We start from the raw sequence: 12,375 nt of genomic DNA on the forward strand, positions 1-12,375 counted from the left end.
CCCCCTTAGCTCAGTTGGTTAGAGCGACGGACTGTTAATCCGCAGGTCCCCCGTTCGAGTCGGGGAGGGGGAGCCAATTCTAAGAATTTCATAGACATCTCAAGCTAATTCCACTACTCTTCCTTATATAACTAAAGCATTAGTTTATTCCTTAATGCGCTGTACTTAGTTTATTAATCAAGGACTTGATTCCTTCCCTTTTGAATTATTAAAAGACTGAAAACATGGCTGGATTTAAAAAACTTATTTTTATACAAATTATCTCTTGGTTATTGTGTGTTGCAGCAGGAAGCTACTTCATATCTATAAGCTTTGATACTGCGGTAAGTGATGCACAAAAAAGTGCGCAAACTACTGTTACTAAGTATATTAATGACCTTTCTTTAGACGATATTTCTGCTCAAAATTTAAAACAATCAATTGCAGATGGTAAAACGTTTTCAAGCTTCACTCTAAGAGATTACCAAGGGGCTGAAATATTTAGCATTAACCCCCCTACTCAATTACCAATGTTTGCTGATTTTGTACTCTCTAACTTTAACTCAGTGCGCCCTCAATTTGCTGTAAATGACGCCTCAGATATAAAAGTTGAATTTGTACTTAACATTGAGCATTTAGCGTCGCAGCTACAAACGTCCCTTTTTATTGTTATTTTGATTTCTGCCATTTTAGTTATTATTCCAATAATTCTAATGAAATCTATTTTTTACCATTTAAATAAAAACATAAGTACAACAGTTGCTGACATTATCGATATTTATATCAATCAAAACCAAGTTGATAATGATTTAGAAACAGCACTAGATGGCACTCGATTGAAAAAAATGGGAAAAGATTTAGTACCTAGCTTTAATCGATTATCACATTTCTTAAAAAACAAAAACGAAGACATACAAAGCGCTGCTATGACTATTAAGCATGAAGCGTACAAAGATGTAATTACCTCCCTTGGTAATCGTAATATGTTTGTTGAGTACTACGAAAAAAATATTGAAAACACTGAGCAAAGTACATTTGGCTCTTTAGCTATGGTTCGTTGTAGCGAACTACAAGCTATAAACCAAAGCCGTGGTTATCAAAAAGGTGATGAGTACGTAAAAGGCGTTGCCGATATTATTAAGCACATAAGCGGCACTTACACTGGCAGCCAAATATTTAGATTAAACAGCTCTGACTTTGCTGTCGTACTACCCCACATTCCTTTAAAAGAAGCTGAGCGCTTTGGTGAAAACCTGCAATCGCGCTTCACGCAGTACCAACAAAACCAAGAGTTAAGCTCGGTAGCTAATACGGGTATTGTAGGATACGAAAAAGGTAAGCCGTTAGGCGAATTGCTTTCAGTTGTTGATAACGCGATGAGTATGGCGCAATCAAAACAAGTAAACGCATGGCACGTACAACGCGAAACCGATTTAGTTAATAACGTAAGTGCGGGTTTTGGTAATCAAAACTGGCGTAAGGTTATTAAAGAAGTTATTGAATCTAAGCGTGTGCATTTAGTGATGCAAAACATTATGCCGCTTGGTAAAAGCATAAAAGCCTACGCTGAAGTACAAGTTCGATTTAAAACAGAAGACAATCAAGTACTGCCTACCGCTTCTTTTTTAGCGATGGCCGAAAAGCTTGATATGGCAATAGAAATTGATCGCCTGATAATAGACTCTTCTCTTGAAAAGGTTAAAAGCCGTAATTTATCTGAAAAGTTTTTTGGTTTAAACGTAACAGCCTCTAGTGCACACAACGATCAGTTTGTAATTTGGCTAGAGCGCCGATTATTGAAAGATACGCATATTGCATCTAAACTTGTATTTGAAGTAAGTGAGTTTGGTTTACAGCAAAACATCAAGGCTAGTAAGCGCTTTATCGACATGGTTCACCGTGTTGGCGCACGCGTTACAGTTGAACGTTTTGGTGTTGGCTTAACTTCATTTAAGTTTTTCCGAGATTTAAAACCTGACTTTATTAAAATGGACGCAAGTTATACTCGCGGCCTCGAAGACGATAAAAACAATCAGTACTTTATGCGCTTAATGGTCGATTTAGCCCACCGCATTGGTGTTAGTGTATTTGCTGAGGGCGTTGAGAGCCAAGAAGAAAAGCACATTATAGAAACGTTGTGTTTAGATGGCGTTCAAGGTTATTACATAGAAAAACCTAAAGACATATAGTCTATTGGAGGCATCATGAAAAGAGTAATTACCTTTATTATACTTTTTATTATGCCTTTGAGTTTGTACGCAAACGCCCCGCAAAAAGAATTAGTTTTTAGCACTCATAACTATCCTCCATTTTCATTTGTTGATGAACACGATAATGCCGCTGGCCCCTTTGTTGATATACTTACCTTAGCGTGTAAACGCCTCAATTATAAATGTGAGTTTGTCAGCGTACCAAATCGTCGCTCTAAGCTCATGTTAAAAAACCTGCAAGCTCAAGGAAACTTTCCTATGGGCTGGAATCTTGACCGTGACGAATGGCTTTATTTTTCGATCCCGCTTATGAAAATGCAATATGGATTTTTTCAACCTGAGGGTGCAAAAAAAACCATCAAAAGCCTCAATGATCTACAAAAAATGCAAATTGCTGTTTTTGGCCCTTCAAATGCATCTTTTCAACTAATCAAAATACAGCAACAAATGATTAAAGACGGATTGAGGGAATTTGATATTGTTTTACTCACCGATGCCAATGGCACGGGTGTAAAAATGATAGAAAACAATCGTATAGATGGGTACTTTGCCAATACTTTACAAGCACGCGCTAGGCTAAAACAATTTAACTTACATCATGTTAATTTGGCCTTTTTACAAAGCGAATCCCCCTATTTTATTGGTTTTAATAAAATTCAATTATCTCCTGAACAAATTGCCCTATTTAATAAAGCACTATTAGATTTATACCAAGAACACGATCAATTTAAAGATATTTTAAAGCCATATAATATCGATCCTATTCTAATTACACCTGAAATCTTAAGTCGCTTTAATATCATTACTGATTGAGTCGTTTATTTGCTTCTCATGTGTTGTTAATCGATAAAGAAAAAAGGATAATACCCACGTTTATTATAGCGTGAGGCACACATGACAGAATATGTCTTGTTATTGATTGGAACCGTTCTGGTTAATAACTTTGTATTAGTACAATTTTTAGGCTTATGTCCGTTTATGGGCGTATCAGGTAAGCTTGATACGGCGATTGGTATGTCTTTGGCAACCACGTTTGTGCTTACCCTTGCCTCTGTAACTAGCTATTTAGTTAATCAATATATTTTAATCCCTCTGGATATCGCCTTTTTACGCACCATGAGCTTTATTTTAGTGATTGCCGTTGTAGTGCAATTTACCGAAATGGTTGTGCGTAAAACAAGCCCTACTCTATATCGTTTATTAGGCATATTTTTACCGCTGATCACCACTAACTGTGCGGTATTAGGTGTGGCTTTATTAAATATCAAAGAAGATCATTCGTTTTTACAATCTGCAGTGTATGGTTTTGGTGCTGCGGTTGGTTTTTCTTTAGTGCTTGTATTGTTTGCAGCACTACGAGAACGTTTAGCAGCTGCTGACGTTCCTACGCCTTTTAAAGGCGCCTCTATTGCAATGATCACTGCAGGCTTAATGTCGATGGCGTTTATGGGTTTTACTGGATTAGTGAAGTTTTAATATGACCTTGTTTTATGCCTTGATAGCGATTGGTTCGCTAGCACTCATTTTTGGACTTATTTTAGGGTTTGCAGCAATTCGCTTTCGCGTTGAAGGTAACCCTATTGTTGAGCAAATTGATACTATTTTGCCGCAAACTCAATGCGGACAATGTGGCTACCCGGGTTGTCGCCCTTACGCCGAAGCCATAGCCAATGGCGATGAAATAAATAAATGCCCACCGGGCGGCGAATCAACTATGAAAAAGCTTGCCGGCTTAATGGGTGTTGATGAAAAACCACTTGCCGGTGGCGAGCAAGCAGAACCTATAAAAACAGTGGCTTATATTCGCGAAGATGAATGTATTGGCTGTACCAAATGTATTCAAGCCTGCCCGGTTGACGCCATTTTAGGCGCAACTCGTCAAATGCACACGGTGTTAATTGATGAATGTACTGGCTGTGATTTATGTGTTGAGCCTTGCCCTGTAGATTGCATTGATATGCTACCTGTAGCCGAAACTAAACAAAACTGGAAATGGCAGCTAGATGCTATTCCTGTTACACAAATAGATTAGAGGTTTGAGTGGACAAGTTACTTGAACAAATAAAAAAAGGCACCGTGTGGGCATTTCCTGGCGGCATACACCCACCACAACAAAAATCACTCTCTAATAGTGCGAGTATCACTCGCCTACCTTTGCCCGACAAACTCATTGTTGCGCTTAAGCAGCACATAGGCGCAAACGGTAAGTTACTTGTAGAAAAAGGCCAACACGTATTAAAAGGCCAACCACTTACAGCCCCTGCTGCTAACTGGTCGGTACCTGTGCATGCACCAAGCTCTGGTGTGGTTACTGATATTGCACCTATGCCATCAGCACATCCATCGGCCCTACCTGAACTAAGTGTTATTATTGAACCAGACGGCAAAGACGAATGGGTAGCTCTAAATAAAAATAAAAATCCTGCTGAGCTTAGTCATGACGAGCTGATAAATATTATTCACCAAGCCGGTATTAGCGGTATGGGTGGTGCTGGTTTTCCTACTTATGTAAAAGCAGATACCAAGCAACCTATCGAATTTTTGATTGTAAATGCTGTTGAGTGCGAACCTTATATTACTGCCGATGACGTTTTAATGCGCGAACACGCTAAAGAAGTTATCCAAGGCATTGAAATAATGCAGCAGCTTTTAAACCCAACACTGTGCATTGTGGGTATAGAAGATAACAAGCCTGAAGCTATTGCAGCAATGAAGCAAGCAGCTGAGCATAACTCAAAAATCATTATTCAAACGGTGCCAACTATCTATCCATCTGGCGGTGAAAAGCAATTAATTAAATTACTTACTAACCGTGAAGTTCCTAGCATTGGTATTCCTGCCGATATTGGTATTTTAGTGCATAACACCGGGACTTTGTTTGCCGTACAACAAGCCGTTTATGAAGGTAAACCACTCATTGAACGTATAGTTACGGTAACAGGTAACACTATTCATAAGCCTGGGAATGTATGGGCACTACTTGGCACTGAAATAAAGCACTTACTTGATTGCCAAGGGTTCTCACCTGTACCGCAGCAAAGTGTTGTGATGGGCGGCCCAATGATGGGCTTTACGCTACCCACAGTGCGTATTGGCATAGTTAAAACAACTAACTGTATTTTAGCACCTGATCATAAAGAGCTTGCGGAGCCCGGCCCCGAAAAAGCCTGTATACGTTGTAGTGCCTGTGCTGATGCTTGCCCTGCTTCTTTATTACCACAACAATTACAATGGTTTGCTAAATCAAAAGAGTACGACAAACTACAAGAGCACAATTTATTTGACTGTATTGAATGTGGTGCTTGTGCATATGTGTGTCCAAGCGAAATCCCTCTTGTACAGTACTACCGTATAGCCAAAGTTGAAATTAAAGAACAACAAGCTGACAAAATTAAAGCCGACAGAGCAAAAGAGCGTTTTGATGCACGAAAAGAGCGTTTAGATCGCGAGCAAGAAGAACGTCAAAACCGCCATAAACGTAAACCTGCCGCTAAATCTGCTGACGAAAAGCAAAAAGTAGCAGATGCACTAGCCCGCGTTAAAAATAAATCAGATAACGGCGATGAAAAATCAGCTGTTGCAGCCGCTATTGCACGCGCTAAAGCTAAAAAGCTAGGCGATCAATCTGCTGAATTAGAACCTGACAACAGCGAAGTAGCAAAAGAGCGCGCACTACGTAAAGAACAAGCGCGTAAATATAAAGAGCAAAAATCTCAAACAGATGAATCGGCCGAGACTGCGCCCGTTGATGATAAAAAATCAGCAGTCGCTGCAGCCATTGCTCGCGCTAAAGCTAAAAAAGCAAGACAAGCATTAGATAACGCTGAACAAACAGTAAGTGAAGAGCCACAAACTGATGCCCCTGTTGATGACAAAAAAGCAGCGGTAGCGGCGGCCATTGCTCGTGCTAAAGCCAAAAAGGCAGCACAAGCATTAGATAACGCTGAACAAACAGTAAGTGAAGAGCCGCCTGTTGATGATAAAAAGTCAGCAGTAGCGGCGGCTGTTGCGCGTGCTAAAGCTAAAAAAGCGGCTAAAGCACTTGAGGATACTGAACAAGCAGTGAGTGAAGAGCCACAAACTGATGCCCCTGTTGATGACAAAAAGGCAGCGGTAGCGGCGGCCATTGCTCGTGCAAAAGCCAAAAAAGCGGCTAAAGCATTAGAAGACGCTGAGCAGTCCGTGAGTGAAGAGCCACAAACTGATGCCCCTGTTGATGACAAAAAAGCAGCAGTAGCGGCGGCCATTGCTCGTGCAAAAGCTAAAAAAGCAGCTAAAGCAGCTAAAGCATTAGAAGAAGCCGAGCAAACCACAAGTGAAGAGCCACAAACTGATGCACCCGTTGATGATAAAAAAGCAGCGGTAGCTGCGGCCATAGCTCGTGCTAAAGCTAAAAAAGCGGCTAAAGCACTAGAAGATACCGAACAAACTCAGCCCCAAGAGCTACAAGTTGATAGCGCAGCACCTAAGAGTGCAGAAAGTAACACCGATGACTCATCAGATCTTATTAACGCAGATAAACCTAAATCAGCAGACGATAAGAAAAAAGCCGCCGTGGCTGCTGCAATTGCGAGAGCAAAAGCTAAAAAGTTACAAAAAGAAGGAAATAATCAGTCATGAAATTAACCATGGCCAGTTCGCCGCATAATCACAGCCATAAATCGTTAACGCGATTAATGCTTAGCGTTATTGCTGCGTGTATTCCTGGGCTAATTGCTCAAGTTTTCTTTTTTGGAACCGGTGTACTTATTCAACTGGTGCTCGCGCTTGTTGCTGTAAGCGTATTTGAAGCTGCAATAATGCTAATACGAAAGCGCCCTGTTTGGCCTGCATTAAGTGATGGCAGTGCGTGGCTTACTGCCGTGTTATTGGCATTGAGTATTCCACCACTTGCCCCTTGGTGGATAATCGTGATTGGCTGTTTATTTTCTATTGTTATAGTTAAACAGCTTTATGGCGGCCTTGGGTTTAACTTATTTAATCCAGCGATGGCGGCTTATGTACTGCTTTTAGTTTCGTTTCCAGTACAAATGACCGCATGGTTGCCTGTTACCGATTTAATAAATACGCCAATAGGCTTTGCTGATCAGCTAAGGCTAATATTCACCGATTTTACGGCCTCTGGGTTTAGCCTTGATCAAGTACGTGCAGGGGTTGATGGCCTAACAATGGCAACACCGCTGGATACTGTTAAAACAGACATAGCACACGGTTTAACCGTTACCGAAAGCATGCAAAAGCCATTATTTAACGAATGGGCTGGCCTTGGTTGGGTGTGGGTTAACTTAGGCTTTTTAGTGGGTGGTTTATACTTATTAAAAGCAAAAATAATTAACTGGCATATTCCTGTAAGTTTTATCGCAAGTTTAGCTGTATGTAGTGCTATTGGTTATATCGCATCACCTGGTACAGAGCCGGGCACCCTATTTCACTTATTAAGTGGTGCCACTATGATGGGGGCCTTTTTTATAGCAACCGATCCGGTATCTGCAGCAACAACTAACAAAGGGCGCTTAATTTATGGCGCGCTAATTGGCTTACTAATTTATTTAATTCGTACCTTTGGTGGTTTTCCTGATGCCATCGCATTTAGCGTATTATTGATTAATATTGCAGTGCCGCTAATAGACTACTACACACAGCCACGTACTTATGGCCATGGAGCAGTAAAATGATCATTTCGTCAATGGCTAAAAATGGTGCTATTTTAACTGCGTTTGCGTTAGCAACAACGGGCTTAGTTGCCTCTATCAACGCGCTTACTGCCGATAAAATTGCAGAGCAAGAACAACTGCAACTTACTGCGCAGCTACAAGAAGTGCTCGACCCAAAATCGTACGACAATCAATTATCGCAAGATTGCGTAATTATTACTGACGAAAAACTAGGCCCACACGCAAACCAAGTAATTTACCGTGCTCGTAAAAACAATAAACCAGTCGCTGTTGTTATTAGGCATGTTACGCCAAACGGCTACAGTGGCGATATTAACTTATTAACAGCGGTATTGAGCGATGGCACTATTGCTGGCGTTCGTACGACTAAACACGAAGAAACCCCTGGTTTAGGCGACAAAGTAGAAGTTAAAAAATCACTTTGGATCACAACATTTAAAAGCTTAACGGTTGAAGGCGAAGAAGACGCTCGCTGGGCTGTTAAAAAAGATGGCGGCCAGTTTGATCAATTTACAGGCGCGACCATAACGCCACGTGCTGTTGTGGGCTCTGTTAAAAATGCCGTATTGTTCGCACAAACTAATTTTGATGATATTTTTGCAGCACCTAATGCCGAATGTATGGAGGTAGCTAAATGAGTGAGTTAAAAACATTATACAAAGAAGGTGTGTGGGTAAATAACCCTGCCCTTGTACAGCTTTTAGGTTTATGTCCACTGCTTGCCGTTACCTCAACTGTAACAAATGCCTTAGGTTTAGGCTTAGCAACTTTACTCGTACTAATAGGCTCAAATGTTACCGTATCAATTGTGCGTAACTGGGTGCCAAAAGATATTCGTATACCTGTATTTGTAATGATCATCGCGGGCTTTGTAACAATAGTTCAATTACTTATGAACGCTTATACCTTTGGTTTATATCAATCATTAGGAATTTTTATTCCGTTGATTGTAACTAACTGCGCCATTATTGGCCGCGCCGAAGCTTACGCCTCTAAAAACCCTGTTCATTTATCAGCATTTGACGGCCTAATGATGGGCTTAGGCTTTATGGCTGTACTGTTAGTATTAGGTACTATGCGCGAACTAATCGGCCAAGGTACGCTGTTTGACGGTGCCGACTTATTACTTGGCCCATGGGCACAGAGCTTGCGCATAGAAGTATTTAACTTTGATAACCAATTTTTACTCGCAATTTTACCACCGGGTGCCTTTTTAGGACTTGGGCTACTTATTGCCGCTAAAAACGTAATTGACGCACAAATAAAATCAAAGCAAATTGCACCGCCAGAGGCTGAAAAAGGCCCTCGAGCACGTGTTACCAGCTTAACTTAAGGGGAAAACGTATTAGAGCAACAATTAGCAGTAATACGTTTTAAGTTGCATGAATAAAGAAAAACGTCACCAAATACTGTCGCGCCTGCGCGAAGATAACCCGCACCCAGTTACAGAGCTTGAATATTCAAGCCCGTTTGAGTTGCTAGTAGCAGTAACTCTTTCAGCACAAGCAACCGATGTAGGCGTTAACAAAGCCACTCGAAAGTTGTTCCCTGTTGCTAATACGCCACAAGCCATTTTAGATATAGGTCACGATACACTGCGTGATTATATAAAAACCATCGGCTTATTTAATTCTAAAGCTGCCAACGTGTACAAAATGTGCCAAATTTTGGTGGATGAGCATAACAGCATCGTGCCAGAAAATCGTGAAGCCCTAGAAGCCCTACCAGGCGTTGGCCGTAAAACCGCTAATGTTGTACTCAACACAGCCTTTGGCTGGCCTGTAATAGCCGTAGATACACACATATTTCGTGTATCTAACCGTACCAAGCTTGCCATGGGTAAAGACGTAGTTGCTGTAGAACAAAAGCTTGAAAAGGTTGTACCAAAAGAATTTAAAGTAGACGTTCACCATTGGTTAATACTGCACGGGCGTTACACCTGCGTAGCGCGTAAACCAAAGTGTGGCAGCTGTATTATTGAAGACTTGTGTGAGTTTAAAGAAAAAACTGATTAGTTCCAAAAGCGCGGCAAGTAGTCGCGAGTTTACCTCGCGCAATGAAGCACAAGCCTCAAAACCACAAAAGCGCGGCATAAAGCCGCGCCTACAAATACAACGCCAACCCTGTAGTCGCGAGCTTACCTCGCGCAATAAAGCACAAGCCCCAAAATCCTAAGAGCGCGGCATAAATCCACGCCTACAAATACAACGCCAACCCTGTAGTCGCGAGTTTACCTCGCGCAATAAAGCACAAGCCCCAAAATCCCAAAAGCGCGGCAGAAAGCCACGCCTACAAATACAACGCCAACCCTGTAGTCGCGAGTTTACCTCGCGCAATAAAGCACAAGCCCCAAAACCCCAAAACCCCAAAAGTGCGACATAAAGCCGCGCCTATCAATCCATCTAGATAAAACATTTTTATACGTGAGGGCATGTTAGTGAAATAGAACAATTATTAGAACATTATCAAAGTATTAATTTCACAACGCTCACTCCTTTGGTTATGCTAGTGAGCATTATAAAATTATATTGCGAAACCCTCTATGCTACCTCTACTTCGTATCTTGATAATTGAACAAGACCCAGCCACCTTACAAGGGCTTTCAACTAACCTGTCAAAGACCATTCCTAACTTTGAGCGAGACGATATTCATATCGATATTATTGAATGCCTCGAGCTTAAACGCGCGCTGGAATGTGTAGAGGAAGATGGTGATATTCAAGCCGTAGTTCTAAGCTGGGATATGCACAACAAAGTGGGTGAGCGGATGTATAGCCGCTTTATCGAGGATTTAAAGGCAATTCGTCTTGAGTTACCGGTTTATGTTATTGGCGACGACACTAAAGGGCTGGAGATCGTAAACGAATCAGAAGAAATCGAATCTTTCTTTTTTAAAGATGAAGTGATTTCTGACCCAGAAGCGATTTTAGGTTATATGATCAACGATTTTGACGACCGCTCTGAAACGCCATTTTGGACGGCGTATCGTCGTTACGTTGGTGAAGCAAACGACTCTTGGCATACACCGGGTCATAGTGGGGGTTCTAGCTTTAGAAACTCACCTTACATCAAAGATTTTTATCAGTTTTACGGCCGCAATGTATTTGTTGGCGACCTGTCGGTTTCGGTAGACTCGCTAGGTTCATTGTCAGACAGCACCAATACCATTGGTCGCGCTCAAGAATCAGCAGCGGCGACATTTGAAGTTAAGCACACCTACTTTGTTACAAATGGTTCATCTACCTCAAATAAAATCATCTTGCAGACACTCCTGCGCAAGGGAGATAAAGTAATTGTCGACCGTAATTGCCATAAGTCAGTACACTATGGCATCTTGCAATCAGCTAGTTACCCCATTTATTTGGCGAGTATCTTAAATCCAAAATATGGCATTTTCGCGCCACCATCGTTGGCCGACATCAAATTAGCAATTGAAAAAAATACTGATGCTAAATTACTAGTGCTTACCGGCTGTACTTACGATGGCCTACTTAGCGACCTTAAACAAGTCGTAGATTATGCTCATCAATATGGTATTAAGGTGTTTATAGATGAAGCCTGGTTTGCATACTCTTTGTTTCATCCTAGCTTTCGTCATTATTCTGCAATACATGCTGGGGCTGACTACATTACGCATTCGGCGCATAAAGTAGTATCGGCGTTTTCTCAAGCGTCTTATATTCATATTAACGACCCCGATTTTGATGCCGATTTCTTTCGAGAGATTTATAGTATCTACGCTAGTACATCGCCTAAATATCAGCTTATTGCATCGCTTGACGTGTGCCAAAAGCAATTAGAGATGGAAGGCTATAAGCTACTCAATGCGCTGCTAAACCATGTTGAAGAGTTTAAACAACAGATGGCCTCGCTTAAGCAAATTAAAGTACTAGCTAAGCAAGACTTTATGGAAATATTCCCGCATTTTAGTGGCGACAACATGGGTCACGATCCATTAAAGATCCTTATTGATATTAGTGAGCTACCTTACTCATTAAAAGATATTCATAAATATCTACTGGATGAAATTGGGCTAGAGATAGAAAAATACACACACAGCACTATATTAGTTTTACTCACGCTTGGCGGCACGCGCTCAAAAATAATTCGTTTGTACAATGCATTGAAAAAGCTAGACAGCGGTAAGGTAAAACTATCAAAATCGACGCGTAGAGCTCGCTTACCTGAAAATTTACCTGCTATAGACTTGGCGTGTATTCCAAGCGATGCTTTTTATGGCGACCGCGAATCTGTGCCTATCAGTAAAAGCAACAACCGCATTTGTGCAGGTTTAGTTACTCCATATCCACCGGGCATTCCGCTTTTAGTCCCAGGCCAGCATATCACTAATGACCATATCGAATATTTACAAGAGTTGGCAAGCCAAGGACTGACGATACAAGGCAGTTTCGATGGTGAAATTTATGTTCTTAAGGGTAAGGTTAAAAAATAAAGGTATTGGTTTAATACTATCTCGATAATAATACCAATCTGCTTATATACGGGGTCTA

General features: G+C 41.2%; 10 protein-coding genes. All 10 read left to right on the plus strand.

Annotation, left to right across the window (positions count from 1 at the left end; all coding sequences use genetic code 11):
* The first annotated feature begins 224 nt into the window (after nucleotides 1-224).
* Nucleotides 225-2,168 carry an EAL domain-containing protein gene (locus AAEY68_RS18420; RefSeq protein WP_024592352.1) on the plus strand — a complete coding sequence of 648 codons (1,944 nt, stop codon included), beginning with the start codon at nucleotides 225-227 and terminating at the stop codon, nucleotides 2,166-2,168.
* Between the two features lie 15 nt (nucleotides 2,169-2,183).
* A complete protein-coding gene (locus AAEY68_RS18425; protein ID WP_024592351.1) occupies nucleotides 2,184-3,002 on the plus strand; it encodes a substrate-binding periplasmic protein in 819 nt (272 codons plus the stop codon).
* Between the two features lie 81 nt (nucleotides 3,003-3,083).
* On the plus strand, nucleotides 3,084-3,665 hold the full coding sequence (gene rsxA / locus AAEY68_RS18430; RefSeq protein ID WP_008172491.1) for an electron transport complex subunit RsxA: 582 nt from the start codon (nucleotides 3,084-3,086) through the stop codon (nucleotides 3,663-3,665).
* 1 nt (nucleotide 3,666) lies between these two features.
* Nucleotides 3,667-4,221 (plus strand): electron transport complex subunit RsxB, encoded by a 555-nt coding sequence (gene rsxB, locus AAEY68_RS18435; RefSeq protein WP_007585357.1) that lies wholly within the window; start codon nucleotides 3,667-3,669, stop codon nucleotides 4,219-4,221.
* 8 nt (nucleotides 4,222-4,229) lie between these two features.
* Nucleotides 4,230-6,809, plus strand: a complete 2,580-nt coding sequence (gene rsxC, locus AAEY68_RS18440; RefSeq protein WP_350586665.1) for an electron transport complex subunit RsxC — start codon at nucleotides 4,230-4,232, stop codon at nucleotides 6,807-6,809.
* The gene (gene rsxD / locus AAEY68_RS18445) at nucleotides 6,806-7,864 is read left to right on the plus strand and encodes an electron transport complex subunit RsxD (protein ID WP_002962268.1); all 1,059 of its coding nucleotides are present in this window, start codon (nucleotides 6,806-6,808) and stop codon (nucleotides 7,862-7,864) included. Before rsxC ends, rsxD begins: the two co-directional genes overlap by 4 nt.
* Nucleotides 7,861-8,502 carry an electron transport complex subunit RsxG gene (rsxG, locus tag AAEY68_RS18450; protein ID WP_002962266.1) on the plus strand — a complete coding sequence of 214 codons (642 nt, stop codon included), beginning with the start codon at nucleotides 7,861-7,863 and terminating at the stop codon, nucleotides 8,500-8,502. The genes rsxD and rsxG overlap by 4 nt, the downstream gene beginning before the upstream one ends.
* Complete coding sequence (locus AAEY68_RS18455; RefSeq protein WP_010553676.1) at nucleotides 8,499-9,197, plus strand: electron transport complex subunit E; 699 nt, start codon at nucleotides 8,499-8,501, stop codon at nucleotides 9,195-9,197. Before rsxG ends, AAEY68_RS18455 begins: the two co-directional genes overlap by 4 nt.
* A 49-nt stretch (nucleotides 9,198-9,246) precedes the next feature.
* The gene (nth, locus tag AAEY68_RS18460) at nucleotides 9,247-9,879 is read left to right on the plus strand and encodes an endonuclease III (RefSeq protein WP_024592286.1); all 633 of its coding nucleotides are present in this window, start codon (nucleotides 9,247-9,249) and stop codon (nucleotides 9,877-9,879) included.
* Nucleotides 9,880-10,406: 527 nt separating this feature from the next.
* Entirely contained in the window at nucleotides 10,407-12,317 is a 1,911-nt protein-coding gene (locus AAEY68_RS18465) for an aminotransferase class I/II-fold pyridoxal phosphate-dependent enzyme (RefSeq protein ID WP_024592288.1), read from the plus strand.
* The last annotated feature ends 58 nt before the right edge of the window (nucleotides 12,318-12,375 follow it).

It is taken from the genome of Pseudoalteromonas sp. RB2-MNA-CIBAN-0110, from assembly GCF_040309305.1.
GTDB classification, from domain to species: domain Bacteria; phylum Pseudomonadota; class Gammaproteobacteria; order Enterobacterales; family Alteromonadaceae; genus Pseudoalteromonas; species Pseudoalteromonas arctica.